This is a genomic window from Devosia insulae DS-56 (assembly GCF_000970465.2).
Lineage (GTDB): Bacteria > Pseudomonadota > Alphaproteobacteria > Rhizobiales > Devosiaceae > Devosia_A > Devosia_A insulae.
In genome coordinates this window covers 1-12,280 of record NZ_LAJE02000115.1, presented here as the reverse complement: position 1 = coordinate 12,280, position 12,280 = coordinate 1, and the positions used below count along the sequence as shown (strand labels likewise).

Below are 12,280 nucleotides of genomic sequence, written 5' to 3'. Positions count from 1 at the left end.
CGCTAGTCTTCGCCCAACGACCTTCGGTGTATGCTGTCAGCGTCTCCCTCCCCCTTGCGGGGAGGGGACAGGGGTGGGGGTGCTCTGTGCGCACCGGTTCGGGCCTAAATCGTTAAGCCGCTGCTCTTGCCGCCAGATGCGCCAGCAGCGGTTTCAGTTCCGGGGGCGGGGCGCGTTCGATCCGGCGGTATTCGCGGCCATCGACGGTGCGTTCGAGCATTTTCGCATCGACCATGGCGCGGCGGATCAGGGCGTGGTCGCTAAAATCGTGCCAGTGGCGGATCAGCTCGCTGATCTCGCGCTCGGAAAACACCGCTTCGGGCGGAATGCGCGACCAGAACACCCATTGGCTGAGGGTCTGGAGGTTGAGCCGCGCCGGCCAGCTGATCAGCACGCCCTCGGCGTCGAAATAGCGCGCCGCCTTTTCGACCTGGGTTAGGTCGGCCGGTGGCGCGGGCTCGGCGGCCGCGGCAAGGCGGCCGGCGGTGCCGGCATCGGCGCGCAGGTGCTGGTAGTTGGCGAACCCTGCCGCCTTGGCGATGAGGTTCAGGAGTTCGACATGGGTCGGCACGCCCTCGTGCCGGGTCAGCGCCTGGCGGAGCGTCTTGGCGAAGGGGGAAAGGTCATCCACCCGCAGGGGGACAGCAGTTCTGGTCATCACAACTCATCCTCGTCGTGCCGATCTCCCAGGGGAGAGTCGCGGTCGCCGGCTTGCGAGGTGGCACGGGGATAAGTGCATCTCACGGGGATGAAGCAGGTTTAGCTCCCCGGATGGGGCGGCGACGCCTGGGTGAACTGCAGACCCGGCCAAGATGTAGCGCCGCTGGGGAAAGCCGGCAACGGCCATGTTCAGGTCACCTTCGGGCGGGCTAGTTCTGAGCGTTGCGAGAGGGGGGAGTCGCTTGGCCGAAGTTGCGTTGCGCCATAGATGGGCCGTGGAGCTGCTGGCTCCCAAGGCTGGCGAAGCCGTGCTGGAGATTGGTTGCGGGCACGGGATCGCTACCGGATTGGTGCTGGCAGCCGGCGCAAACGTCGTCGCGGTCGACCGTTCGGCTAAGATGGTCACGGCGTGCATCAAGCGGAACGAGCGGGGCGGGCGGCTGACCGCCTTCGAGAGTGATTTCGAAACCCTCGATCTCGGGGCGTTCGATGCCGCTTTGGCAGTGAACGTCGATTTCCCGCGCCATGCGGATCGCGGTTGGGCGAAGAAGTTCAGCGACGTGATCAAGCCGGGCGGTCGGGTGGTGCTGGTGCTCGAAGCGCCGACGATCCGCACCGCCGATCGCTTCGCCATGGCGGCTGCGGCGGCTTTGGCCGGCGCCGGCTTCCGGGTCGATACCGAGCTGGGGCAGGCGATGGTGGCGGTGCGGGCCGAGCGCGTTCCTTGACTCGGCCGCATTTCCCCTCTATCGACCGCCGCACTTCATCAGGTTCAAACGCCTGACTGCCGACCGGGACCCGCAAAGGTATAAAGAGATCCCGGAGGCTAACACCCGACAGCGCGATGCGCCCTCGGGTGGGTTTGGCGTTTGCGCGGATGTTGCCATCCTCGGATGGCAGTAACGACCAGGACTACCCATCTCCGGGTCCGAGGCAGGGATGCTGCGGAACCAAAGGAACCAAAATGTTCGAAAGCCTTAGCGACCGGCTTGGGAAAATCTTCGAGGGCCTTCGGGGCCGCGGCGCACTCAATGAGAGCGACGTGGATGCGGCGCTGCGCGAAGTGCGCCGGGCGCTGCTCGAGGCCGACGTTTCCCTCGAGGTGGTGAAGGCCTTTGTCGAGCAGGTGCGCGAGCGCGCCGTCGGCGCCGAGGTCACCCGCTCGGTGACGCCGGGCCAGCAGGTGGTCAAGATCGTCCACGACGAGCTGGTCAAGGTGCTCGGCGAGACGCAGGTGCCGATCGACTTCTCGACCACCCCGCCGATGACCATGCTGATGGTCGGCCTGCAGGGCGCCGGCAAGACCACGCTGTCGGCCAAGCTCGCCAAGCGCATGAAAGAGCGGCAGGGCAAGAAAGTCCTGATGGCCTCGCTCGACGATCGCCGTCCGGCGGCGAAAGAGCAGCTGCGCGTGCTCGGCGAGCAGATCGGCGTCGATACGCTGCCGATCCAGCTGAACGAGAAGCCGGTCGATATCGCCAAACGCGCCCAGCGCGAGGGCAAGCTCGGCGGCTATGACGTGCTGATCCTCGATACGGCGGGTCGCACCCATATCGACGAAGAGCTGATGGAAGAGACGGCGGCGGTGAAGGCCGCGACCGATCCGCATGAAATCCTGCTCGTCGCCGACTCGCTGACCGGCCAGGACGCGGTGAATCTGGCGCGCTCGTTCGATGCGCGTGTCGATATCACGGGTATCGTTTTGACCCGTGTCGACGGCGATGGCCGCGGCGGCGCGGCGCTGTCGATGCGTGCCGCCACCGGCAAGCCGATCAAGCTGATCGGTACCGGCGAAAAGCTGGATGCGCTCGAGGATTTCCATCCCTCGCGCATCGCCGACCGCATCCTCGGGATGGGCGACATCGTCAGCCTGGTCGAGAAGGCGGCGCAGAACGTCACGGCCGAAGACGCGGCCAAGATGGCCAAGAAGCTCAAGAAGGGCGTCTTCGACCTCGAGGATCTGCGCAATCAGTTGCTGCAGATGAAGAAGATGGGCGGCATGGGCTCGCTCATGAACATGATGCCCGGCATGAACCAGATGAAGAAGGCGATGGCGGGCGCCAATGTCGATGAGAAGGTGTTCGACCGGCAGATCGCCGTCATCAATTCGATGACCAAGGCGGAGCGGGCGAACCCGGACCTGCTGAACGCGAAGCGGCGCATCCGCATCGCCAACGGCTCGGGCACCAAGGTCGAAGACGTCAACAAGCTGATGAAGCAGCACCGCCAGATGGCGGACATGATGAAGAAGGTCAGTAAGGGCGGCATGGGCTCGCTCGCCGGCATGTTCGGCGGCAAGATGGGCGGCATGATGCCGGGGCTCGGCAATATGCCCGACCCCTCGACCATGGACCCCAAGGAACTCGAGCAGCTGGCGCGGCGCATGGGGATCGACCCGGCCTCGATGCCGCAGCAGGGACCCAGCGGGGTCGAAGCTCCCAAGCAACTCACCCAGAACAAGCTGCCGACCGATGTCGGTCAGCTGCTCAAATCCGGCTCGGGGCTTCCCGGGCTTGGCGGCGCGCCGCGCTTCCCTGGCCTTCCCGGCCTCGGCGGCGGCTTCGTGCCGAAAAAGAAATAACCCACTTAACGACTGATCATACGAAGGACTGAAGAATGTCGCTGAAACTCCGCCTTGCCCGCGCCGGCACCAAGAAGCGCCCCTACTACCACGTCGTCGTCGCCGACGCCCGTTCGCCGCGTGACGGCCGCTTCATCGAGAAGATCGGCAACTACGACCCCAAGCTCGCCGACAAGGATAAGCGCGTTACCCTCGTCACCGAGCGCGTGCAGCATTGGCTGAGCGTCGGCGCCCAGCCGACCGACCGCGTGGCACGCTTCTTCGACGCCGCGGGCCTGTTGAAGCGCGAAGCGCGCAACAACCCGCAGAAGGCCGTGCCGGGCAAGAAGGCGACCGAGCGCGCCGAAGCCAACGCCAAGGCGATCGCCGACAAGGCCGCCGCTGACGCCGCCCCGGCTCCGGCCGCCGAAGAAGCCGCGTCCGAGTAAGCCGTGGCGCAAGCGGGCGACAACAAGCTCCTCATGGGCCGCATCGGCGCGGCCCATGGGATCAAGGGCGAAGTGCGCATCCAGTCCTTTACCGAGGACCCGCTGGCGCTGGCGTCCTATGGCCCGCTTTCGACCAATAAGCCGGGCCTCACCATCAAGATCCTCGCGGCGCGCACCACCACCAATGTGCTGGTGGCGCGGCTCGAGGGGATCAACGACCGCAACGCGGCGGAAAAACTGAACGGGGTCGAACTCTATGTCGACCGTGCGCTCTTGCCCGATACCGATGGCGACGATTTCTACCATGCCGACCTGATCGGGCTGAAAGCCCGGCTGGCCGATGGGTCGGAGATCGGCGAGGTGATGGCGGTGCCGAATTTCGGCGCCGGCGATCTGCTCGAAATCCGCGACCCGCGCTCGGGCGATACCTATCTCTACCCGTTCTCGAAGGCCGTAGTGCCGGAGGTACGGGTCGCCGAAGGATATCTGCTGATCGATCCGCCGATCGAGGCGGAACCGGGCGAAGAAGAACCCGATTGAGCTTTTCGGCTCACATCATCACGCTGTTTCCGGAACTGTTTCCCGGGCCGCTCGGCGCCTCGGTGATCGGCCGCGGCATGGCGGATGGGCGGTGGAGCCTCGAGACCACGCAGCTCAGGGATTTTGCCACCGACCGGCACCGCACGGTGGACGATACCCCGTCGGGCGGCGGCGCCGGCATGGTGCTGAAACCGGATATCCTCGCCAAAGCCATCGATGCCGTGTCGCCGGAAGGCGATCTCCGGCCGCGGCTGCTGATGTCGCCGCGTGGAAAGCCGCTGACGCAGGCACGGGTGCATGAGCTCGCGGCAGGTCCGGGGGCGGTGATCGTCTGCGGGCGATTCGAGGGGATCGACCAGCGGGTGATCGAGGCGAGGCAACTCGAGGAAATCTCGATCGGCGACTATGTGCTGGCCGGCGGCGAAGTCGCCGCCATGGTGCTGCTCGAAGCGGTGGTACGGTTGCTCCCCGGAGTGCTGGGGGCAGCGGAGAGCCATGCCGACGAGAGCTTCGAGAACGGGCTGCTGGAATACCCGCAATATACCCGGCCGCAGCTGTTCGAGGGGCGCGAGATCCCGGAGGTGCTGACCTCGGGTGACCACGGCAAGGTGGAGAAGTGGCGGCGCGCCGAGAGCGAGAAGCTCACGCGGGCGCGCCGGCCGGATTTGCTGAAGTGATCAGGCAGCTTTGCCGAGCAGCTTCCTGATCTTGGCGAGAGCAGTGGTCGCGTCTTCCTGGTAGGCGATGGTGCCTTCAAAACCGCCCTGGGCATTGACGAGGAACACCGAGGCGGTGTGATTCATGGTGTAGTCGGCACCTTCTCCCGGCACCTTCTCGCCCAGCACCTTCCAGGCCTTGACCATCTTGGCGATCTCCTCGGGCTTGCCGGTGACACCGGTCACCCGGTCGGACACCCAGCTGACATAGCCATCGAGGATTTCGGGGGTGTCGCGCTCGGGATCGACCGTGACGAAGAAGGCCTTGAGGGCCTTGGCCTCGTCACCGAGGTCGGCGAACCAGCCCGCCATCTCGCCCATGGTAGTGGGGCAGACGTCGGGGCAGTGGGTGTAGCCGAAGAACAGCAGCGAGGGTTGGCCGACCAGCATCGACTGGTCGACCGGGTTGCCGCGTTGATCGACGAGGGCATAGCTGCCGCCGCCGATGCCACCGCTCTCAGGGGCCGGCCGCGTGACGACGAACAGCAGCGTTGCCGCCACTGCCGCCAACGCGACCAGGCCCCAGAGCGCGAGGCGGAGGCGCGAGGTGATGACGCTCATGGTCAGCCGCCATGCATCGAGTGGTCTTCGGCCGGACCCTTGGCGGCCGGGCTCTCGACACTGAGCTCCACCTCGACGCTGCCGGCTTTCTCGAACGTCAGGGTCAGCGGGATCCTTGTCCCCTCGACCAGCGGCTGAGTGAGCTGCATGAACATGATGTGGAGGCCGCCCGGCGCCAGGGTGACGGTTGCGCCGGCCGGGATTTCGACGCCGTCGGGCAGCTCGTTCATCTTCATCAGGTCGCCCTCCATCTTCATCTGATGGATCTGTACCACGCCGGCAACCGGCGAGGCGGCGCTCAGCAGGCGATCGGCTTCAGCGCCCTTGTTGGTGATGGTGAGATAGCCGCCGCCGACCGGTGCATTGGGAAGCGTGGCGCGGGAGAAGCCGCCGCTGATTACGAGGTCTCCCGTCGTGACTTCGGCGGCGGTGGCGACGGTCGCCTGGGTTGCAGCGGCGAGGCCGCCACCCAGCAAGGCAAGCGCCATGAGGGCGGTTCGGACAGCGTATCTCTTCATCTTCGGTTCTCTCGTGTGGGCCGGCGATCCGGCGGGTTGGGTCGTAGTCATGGGGCAAGCTCGATTTCGCCGCTGAGCTTCAGCAGCGTGAAGTCGTCGATCCGAAGGTCGAGCTCGATGCTCCAGGCGCCACCCGCCGGCAGCGTCAGCGGCACGCGCCAGAAGCCGTCGGCGTCGAGGGTAGCGGGGCGGGTGAGGCGTTCGACGCCGAGACCGGCATTGAACAGAGCAACGCGCAGCGATTTCGGCTCGAGCGGTCCGAACTCAGCGTCGGAGAGCCAGACGCTCAGCGTCGATGCACCGGCGCGGCCGGGAGTGACGGTGATGTCGGCCATCGCGGCGGCGGTGTGGACATGGGTGCGAGCCGGCTGGGCGGCGAGTTCGGCGATGACGCGCGGCGGCGGGGTAAAGCGCCAGCCGGCGACGACGGCGAACACCAACAACACCAGCAACAGTTCGATGCCGATACTGCGGCGCAGCCGGCGCCGCGCGGTGTCGATGCCGGCCAGCGTCGGTCGGGTGAGGGCAGCCCGGTTCCAGACCGCCAGGCCGAACAGCGGCAGCAGCAGCGCCAGCTTGGTTAAGAGCAGCGCGACATAGGTCGATTGCCAGGCCGGGCCCGGGGGGCCCAGTTGCAGCAGCGCCAGGACGAGGCCGCTGAGGATGACGGGGACGATGGCCAGCGGGATCAGCCGCGAGAAGCGTTGCAGCGCCACGAGCGCCGGTGCATCGCCGGCCTGCAACAGCCAGCCGAGCGGCAGCAGCGCTCCGACCCAGAAGAGCAGGCCGGCGATGTGGACGAAGACGGCGGGCTTGCTGAGCCAGGTCGGCGGGGCGGTGCCGGCATGGCCACTGAGCATCGGCGCCAGGGCGGCAGCGATGGTGGCGAGGAGGGCGAGCATTATGCCGGATCGGCCCTCTGGGCTCAGCCGGGACAGGAGCGACGCCAGGAAGGCGACGAGCGCGGCGGCGACTGTCGCGGCGTAGCTGGTGGAAAGTGCCGCAGCCCAGGGCGCAGCCGAGAACAGCCGGGCGAAGCCGGAATCGAGGGCGTCGAGCCCCTGCAGGCCAAGGGTCAGCGGCGCCAGCAGCAGGCCGGCCGCGCAGAAGAGCTGCGACAGCCGATCGAGCGTCGGGGGGAGGGGGGCGACGAGCCGGCCGAACAGCGTGGTACCGACGCCTAGGAACAGCAGTGCATAGAGCATGGCGCGGGCGAGCCAGATGCTGCCGGCCAGCAGCGGATCGGTACCGGCGATGAGGGTCGGGCGGGTCCCGACCTCGCCAATCGAGAAGGCCAGCGCACCGGCAATCGGGTGGCCATCGGCGGAGGTGACGCGCCAGCTGACCAGATGGGTGCCGCGCGGCAGCTCGGGCGGCAGCGGCAGCAGGATGTTGAGGTTTTCCGACCTGGCGCCGGTGAGGTCGCGGCGTTCCCCGTCGGACGAGACGAGGGTGAAGAGCAACGGCGACACCGGCTCGGTGAAGGTCAGCGTCAGCGTGCTGGGGGCGGCGGGCAGCACGCTGCCGTCGACCGGATCGGCGGCAACGAGGCCGGCATGCGCCAGCGCCGCCGACAGCATCAGCAGGCTGGCGACCAGAGCCGCAAGCAACAGCAGGGCAAGCGAGTGCAGGGCGCGCATGATCAGGGCCGGATGGGGTGCGGGGCGCCAGATGGCGCCCCGTGCCGATCAATGGGTTGCGTCGAGCAGCTTCAGGCCGGGAGCCGGCAGTTCGGGCTCGGGCTGGCCCTCGGCCGGGATCTCGATCCAGGCCTCCTCACCGGTGGCGCAGGTCTGGATCACCGGGAAGTAGACGGTGGTCCCCGCCGCGAGGGTGCCGGCCAGGCTGCCGCGGAAGACGAACTCGTCGTAGAATTCATCGGGCAGGTTGCCGCCGGACCAGGTGATCTCGGTCACGCCTTCAGTGACCTTGCTGCCGTGCAGCTCATAGGCGTTCTGGTAGGGAGCCTTGACGGTGCTGAGCTCCCAGCCTGCCTTGGGCATCGGCTTGACGCTGACCAGACCCTCGGGGATGCGGACGCGAACCGCTGTGGTGGGGTTGCCGTCGCAACCATGCGGCACGCGCAGCACCGCTTTGTAGGTGGAGCCCACCGGGGCCTCGCCGGTTTCCAGCGTGACATGGGCGAAGGCAGGGGTGACGGACAGCAGCAGGGCGCCAGCCATGGCCGCGCAAGCGATAGGACGGATCATCTTGATCTCCAGAAGCGTCGATGTGGTCTGAACCTGCCAGCTCGCGCCGGCAGTAGAATGGACTCAGATCAGTGCTGGAGGGGCCCGGGGGCGGGCCGAGATGTAGGTCGAGTTGACCGCGAGGACGCTGGCCGTGCGGAAATAGCTGATCTCGCACGCCGCGAGCGGGGCGGTGAACGAGGTGGGCGGAGGCGGCAGGTCGATGCCGCCGACCCGGCAGGCGTGGCACGGGGCGTGGGCCTTGCCGTCGCCGTCCGGCATGTCGCCGCAGTAGCTGGCGGCAACGCTGGCGGTCAGCAGGGCGCCGCTCTCGGCGCTGGCCACCGGGGCATGCGCAAACGAGAGGAAAACCAGCGCCAACACGACCAGCGCGCGTGCGGTATCCGATCCCATCTGGCGCAGGCGGTTCAGCAAAGCCGGAAATCTCCCAACTCCTGCTGCGTGTAGCGCAACTGGAGACAGCCCGTCACGTGGCAAATGTGACGCAGCTCGATTGATCTCGCTGTTGAGACCTGACAGAGATAGGCCGACGGTGCGCGGCCCTTCGGAGGGCATGCGTGAAACGGGAAGCCGGTAGGCCATTGGCCGATGCCGGCGCCGCCCCCGCGACTGTAACGGGCCTGACTCTCACTCAGCGTGCCACTGGTTTGCGACTGGGAAGGTGGAGTGAGAGGTGCCCGGAGCCAGGAGACCGGCCGTCCGGTGGTGACCCAAACCGGGACCATCGAACATGAAAAACGCTACGGGACGGCGGGTCCCGAGATGGAGATATTTATGCGCGCGCTTCTGGCCCTTCTGCTCATCGCCGTCCCGACGGCGGCCTTTGCCCATACCGGGCATGGCGACACCTCGGGATTCCTGCACGGCTTCATGCACCCGGTCGGCGGGATCGACCATATCCTCGCCATGGTGGCAGTGGGCGTTTTCGCCTACGTGCTGGGCGGCAAGGCGCTGTGGCTGGTGCCGCTGAGCTTCGTTGCGATGATGGCGGTCGGGTTCCTCTTGGGTGTCGGGCAGATCGAGGTGCCGTTCGTCGAACTGGGTATTGCGCTCTCGAGCGTGGTGATCGGCGGCGCCGCGGCGCTGGGCCGGCCGATGCCGGTCGTCGCGGCCTCGGCATTGGTCGGGGTGTTCGCGATCTTCCACGGCCACGCGCATGGCGCCGAGATGCCGGTCGACGCCTCGGGCCTCGAGTATGCGGCGGGCTTTATCGTCGCGACGGCGCTGCTGCATGTGGCCGGTATCGGCGCGGCGATGGGGGTGAGCAAGCTCGTCGGCAAATACGGCAGGACCGTTGCGCAGGTGGCCGGTGGCGTATTCGCTCTGGGCGGCATCGGCGTGCTGGCTGGCTGGCTGTAAGCCTCTCGCAGCGTTAGCGGAAACTGGTCATCCCCGCGAAAGCGGGGATCTCCGTTTTCGGGGCCGGCATCGCCAACCGAGGTTCCCGCTTTCGCGGGAATGACCCGGTGGCTGAGGCGATGTCGAGCAAACCCTGGACCCGAGCCCTAGACTCCCAAGCATTCTTCATTTATAGCCCCGCTCGCCTGAGCTTCGGCTCGGCCAATAATGCATAAAAATCCGTGCAACCAAGACCGGGCGGTCGGCGCAAAGCCGGCGAAACGCTCCTTTGAAAAAGACGAACGGAACATCAGATGTCCAAGATCATCGAACAGCTCAATCAGGAGCAGCACGACAAGCTGCTCGCCAAGGGCGCCCATCCGGAATTTACCCACGGCGATACCGTCAAGGTGTGGGTGAAGATCCGCGAAGGCGACAAGGAACGCCTGCAGGCCTATGAGGGCGTGGTTATCGCCCGCTCCGGCACCGGCATCATGGAAAGCTTCACCGTGCGCAAGATTTCGTACGGCGAAGGCGTGGAACGTGTGTTCCCCGTGCTGTCCCCCAATATCGACCGCGTCGAAGTGATCAAGCGCGGTAAGGTCCGCCGCGCCAAGCTCTATTACCTGCGCGACCGTCGCGGTAAGGCCGCCCGTATCTTCGAGAACGTCGGCGCCCGTACCAAGAAGATCGAGGCCGGCGAGCGCGTTGCAGCGCTGGACGCCAAGAACGCCCGCGAGGCCGAAAAGGTGGCCGCCGCCGAGGCGCTGGCCAAGGAACTGGCTCAGAAGGATGCCGAGGAAGCCGCCGCCGCTGCTGCGGCTGAGGCTGCCGCCGCGACCGAGACGAAGGCCGAGTAATACTTGGGCTGAGTAATCAGTTGAAGGTGTCCGCCGTGCCACAGTTTCGGCACGAGCGCGACTAGAGTTCAGCCCGGCTCACGAGCCGGGCTTTTGATTCCAGAGGGTATTGGAATGGACGCAGCTCTTCAGGACGCGGAAGGGAGGCGGCACGTCGCCGCGGAACTCCGAGAGGAAGCCCGCACCGTGCTGGTGGAAACGGGCCTGCTCGAACTGCTCAATGCCCGCTTCGGCGAGGCGGTGGTCACCGGTAGCGCCGGCTACGACCTGATGGTGTGGCGCGATATCGACATCCACATGCCCTGCGAGGCGGAACGCTGGGCTGAATGGGCCGGGCTCGCCGCCGATATCGCCATCCAGTTCGACCGGGCCGGGCTGCAACTGCACAAGGCGAGTTTCCTCAACGACTATGTCGAGCCGCACCCGCTCGGCGCCGGGCTCTATTGGGGCATCGAGTTCAAGGATTACGCCGGCAACCCGTGGAAATGCGACATCTGGGGCTGGGAGCCGTTCGATTTCGCCGTGCGCCAGGCGCGCGACGCCAACCTCAGGGCCGACCTCTCGGCCTGCGACCGCGACCTGATCCTCAGGCTCAAGCACGAGGCGCGCGAGCGGCCGGGCTATTACGGCGTGATGGTCGGGAGCTTCGACATCTATCAGTTCGCCCTGGCCGGCGCCGGCGAGACGCTGGACGAGCTCGAGGTGTGGAAGGGGCTGGTGGCGCAGTAGCCAAGCGCTGACTGATAGAGACGGCCCCCTCCATCCTCCCCCATGAAGGGGGAGGTGCCCCGTCGGTTCACCTGGCACGATCGCAGACAGAGCCTCGACTCTTCACCTCCCCCTTCATGGGGGAGGCCGGGAGGGGGCCGTCTCTATCAGTCGGGTGCCCAAGCAGCTTCGACTCCGCTATCAATCACTCCGGCAGCACCACAACGACCGGAGACTTTCCGATGCAATCCTTTATCTGCGTCACCTGTGGCGTGGGCCATGCGCCGTCCGAGGCGCCGCCCGAGCGTTGCGCCATCTGCGATGACGAGCGGCAATACGTGACCGCCGCCGGGCAACGCTGGACGACGCTGGCGGAGCTGAAAGCCAAGCACACGATCGAGTTCAAAGAGCAGGAGCCGGGGCTGGTGGGGATCGGGGCGACGCCGTCGATCGCCATCGGGCAGCGCATGCTGCTGATCCAGCAGCCGGGTGGCGGGGTGCTGTGGGATTGCACGCCGCTGGTGACCGACGAAGCCGTGGCCCGGATCAAGGAACTGGGCGGGGTGCGGGCGATGGCGATCTCGCATCCGCATTTCTATTCCTCGATGGTCGACTGGTCGGAAGCGTTGGGCGGCGTGCCGATCCATATTCACGAGACCAACCAGCAATATGTGATGCGGCCGTCGGAACGCGTGAACTACTGGAGCGGCGAGACGCTGGAGCTGGTGCAGGGGGTGACGCTGAGGCGTAGCGGCGGGCACTTTGTCGGCTCGACAGTTCTGCATTGGGCAGGCGAGGACGGCAAGGGCGTGCTGATGACCGGCGACACCATCATGGTGGTGCCGGACACGCGCTGGGTCAGCTTCATGTATTCCTATCCCAACCTGATCCCGCTGCCGGCGCGCGAGGTGAACCGCATCGTCGGGACAGTCGAGCCGTTTGCCTATGACCGGATCTATGCCGCCTGGTGGGACCGGGTGATGGCGCAGGACGCCAAGGCCCGGGTAGCGGCTTCGGCAGAGCGCTATGTGAAGGCGATTAGTTAGCCACAAACTCGATGTCATCCCGGCGAAGGCCGGGACCCATCCTGAGGTCTTTCAGTGGGTTGATGAATCTCAGGATGGCCCAGGCTTGGCAGGCCCCTGGCTCTTTTACCCCTA

General features: G+C 66.5%; 15 protein-coding genes and 1 riboswitch. Of the genes, 9 read left to right on the top strand and 6 right to left on the bottom strand.

The features are described 5' to 3' along the window. Window positions 1–112 precede the first annotated feature (112 nt). Entirely contained in the window at window positions 113–658 is a 546-nt protein-coding gene (locus VW23_RS07460; RefSeq protein WP_069908950.1) for a DUF2087 domain-containing protein, read from the bottom strand. A gap of 244 nt (window positions 659–902) precedes the next feature. On the opposite strand from VW23_RS07460, the gene VW23_RS07455 reads away from it, so the two are divergent. The 5 genes from VW23_RS07455 (at window position 903) to trmD (ending at window position 4,886) form a co-directional block, all read left to right on the top strand. Further along, window positions 903–1,388: a class I SAM-dependent methyltransferase gene (locus tag VW23_RS07455; RefSeq protein ID WP_176730351.1), complete on the top strand. Its 486-nt coding sequence runs from the start codon at window positions 903–905 to the stop codon at window positions 1,386–1,388. Window positions 1,389–1,624: 236 nt separating this feature from the next. Further along, a complete protein-coding gene (gene ffh, locus VW23_RS07450) occupies window positions 1,625–3,241 on the top strand; it encodes a signal recognition particle protein (RefSeq protein WP_069908948.1) in 1,617 nt (538 codons plus the stop codon). 35 nt (window positions 3,242–3,276) lie between these two features. Next, window positions 3,277–3,669 (top strand): 30S ribosomal protein S16, encoded by a 393-nt coding sequence (gene rpsP, locus VW23_RS07445; protein WP_069908947.1) that lies wholly within the window; start codon window positions 3,277–3,279, stop codon window positions 3,667–3,669. Between the two features lie 3 nt (window positions 3,670–3,672). Beyond that, window positions 3,673–4,209 (top strand): ribosome maturation factor RimM, encoded by a 537-nt coding sequence (gene rimM / locus VW23_RS07440; RefSeq protein WP_244513445.1) that lies wholly within the window; start codon window positions 3,673–3,675, stop codon window positions 4,207–4,209. Beyond that, on the top strand, window positions 4,206–4,886 hold the full coding sequence (gene trmD, locus VW23_RS07435; protein WP_069908946.1) for a tRNA (guanosine(37)-N1)-methyltransferase TrmD: 681 nt from the start codon (window positions 4,206–4,208) through the stop codon (window positions 4,884–4,886). The genes rimM and trmD overlap by 4 nt, the downstream gene beginning before the upstream one ends. On the opposite strand, the gene VW23_RS07430 is transcribed toward trmD, so the two are convergent. The 5 genes from VW23_RS07430 to VW23_RS07410 form a co-directional block, all read right to left on the bottom strand. After that, window positions 4,887–5,486 (bottom strand): SCO family protein, encoded by a 600-nt coding sequence (locus VW23_RS07430; RefSeq protein WP_069908945.1) that lies wholly within the window; start codon window positions 5,484–5,486, stop codon window positions 4,887–4,889. Between the two features lie 2 nt (window positions 5,487–5,488). Then, window positions 5,489–6,004: a copper chaperone PCu(A)C gene (locus VW23_RS07425; RefSeq protein WP_084645722.1), complete on the bottom strand. Its 516-nt coding sequence runs from the start codon at window positions 6,002–6,004 to the stop codon at window positions 5,489–5,491. Window positions 6,005–6,051: 47 nt separating this feature from the next. Further along, window positions 6,052–7,644, bottom strand: a complete 1,593-nt coding sequence (locus VW23_RS07420; protein WP_069908943.1) for a copper resistance CopC/CopD family protein — start codon at window positions 7,642–7,644, stop codon at window positions 6,052–6,054. Window positions 7,645–7,692: 48 nt separating this feature from the next. Beyond that, on the bottom strand, window positions 7,693–8,214 hold the full coding sequence (locus VW23_RS07415) for a YcnI family copper-binding membrane protein (RefSeq protein WP_069908942.1): 522 nt from the start codon (window positions 8,212–8,214) through the stop codon (window positions 7,693–7,695). A gap of 63 nt (window positions 8,215–8,277) precedes the next feature. Further along, a complete protein-coding gene (locus VW23_RS07410) occupies window positions 8,278–8,628 on the bottom strand; it encodes a hypothetical protein (protein ID WP_069908941.1) in 351 nt (116 codons plus the stop codon). Window positions 8,629–8,727: 99 nt separating this feature from the next. Further along, window positions 8,728–8,928: riboswitch (cobalamin riboswitch) on the top strand. A gap of 60 nt (window positions 8,929–8,988) precedes the next feature. Between VW23_RS07410 and VW23_RS07405 the strand changes: the two genes are divergently transcribed. The 4 genes from VW23_RS07405 to VW23_RS07390 all read left to right on the top strand — a co-directional run bounded on the left by VW23_RS07405 (window position 8,989) and on the right by VW23_RS07390 (window position 12,166). Continuing rightward, window positions 8,989–9,573: a HupE/UreJ family protein gene (locus tag VW23_RS07405; protein WP_244513443.1), complete on the top strand. Its 585-nt coding sequence runs from the start codon at window positions 8,989–8,991 to the stop codon at window positions 9,571–9,573. A gap of 293 nt (window positions 9,574–9,866) precedes the next feature. After that, window positions 9,867–10,412, top strand: a complete 546-nt coding sequence (rplS, locus tag VW23_RS07400) for a 50S ribosomal protein L19 (RefSeq protein WP_069908940.1) — start codon at window positions 9,867–9,869, stop codon at window positions 10,410–10,412. A gap of 114 nt (window positions 10,413–10,526) precedes the next feature. Next, complete coding sequence (locus tag VW23_RS07395) at window positions 10,527–11,141, top strand: hypothetical protein (RefSeq protein WP_141728259.1); 615 nt, start codon at window positions 10,527–10,529, stop codon at window positions 11,139–11,141. 221 nt (window positions 11,142–11,362) lie between these two features. Then, window positions 11,363–12,166 (top strand): MBL fold metallo-hydrolase, encoded by an 804-nt coding sequence (locus tag VW23_RS07390; RefSeq protein ID WP_069908939.1) that lies wholly within the window; start codon window positions 11,363–11,365, stop codon window positions 12,164–12,166. Window positions 12,167–12,280: the final 114 nt, after the last annotated feature.

Bases quoted from the DNA above. Each gene is read 5' to 3' on its own strand.
- VW23_RS07430 (WP_069908945.1), bottom strand. From the start codon at position 5,486: ATGAGCGTCATCACCTCGCGCCTCCGCCTCGCGCTCTGGGGCCTGGTC.
- rplS (WP_069908940.1), top strand. From the start codon at position 9,867: ATGTCCAAGATCATCGAACAGCTCAATCAGGAGCAGCACGACAAGCTG.
- VW23_RS07425 (WP_084645722.1), bottom strand. From the start codon at position 6,004: ATGAAGAGATACGCTGTCCGAACCGCCCTCATGGCGCTTGCCTTGCTG.
- VW23_RS07405 (WP_244513443.1), top strand. From the start codon at position 8,989: ATGCGCGCGCTTCTGGCCCTTCTGCTCATCGCCGTCCCGACGGCGGCC.
- VW23_RS07420 (WP_069908943.1), bottom strand. From the start codon at position 7,644: ATGCGCGCCCTGCACTCGCTTGCCCTGCTGTTGCTTGCGGCTCTGGTC.
- rpsP (WP_069908947.1), top strand. From the start codon at position 3,277: ATGTCGCTGAAACTCCGCCTTGCCCGCGCCGGCACCAAGAAGCGCCCC.
- VW23_RS07395 (WP_141728259.1), top strand. From the start codon at position 10,527: ATGGACGCAGCTCTTCAGGACGCGGAAGGGAGGCGGCACGTCGCCGCG.
- VW23_RS07390 (WP_069908939.1), top strand. From the start codon at position 11,363: ATGCAATCCTTTATCTGCGTCACCTGTGGCGTGGGCCATGCGCCGTCC.
- VW23_RS07415 (WP_069908942.1), bottom strand. From the start codon at position 8,214: ATGATCCGTCCTATCGCTTGCGCGGCCATGGCTGGCGCCCTGCTGCTG.
- VW23_RS07460 (WP_069908950.1), bottom strand. From the start codon at position 658: ATGACCAGAACTGCTGTCCCCCTGCGGGTGGATGACCTTTCCCCCTTC.
- ffh (WP_069908948.1), top strand. From the start codon at position 1,625: ATGTTCGAAAGCCTTAGCGACCGGCTTGGGAAAATCTTCGAGGGCCTT.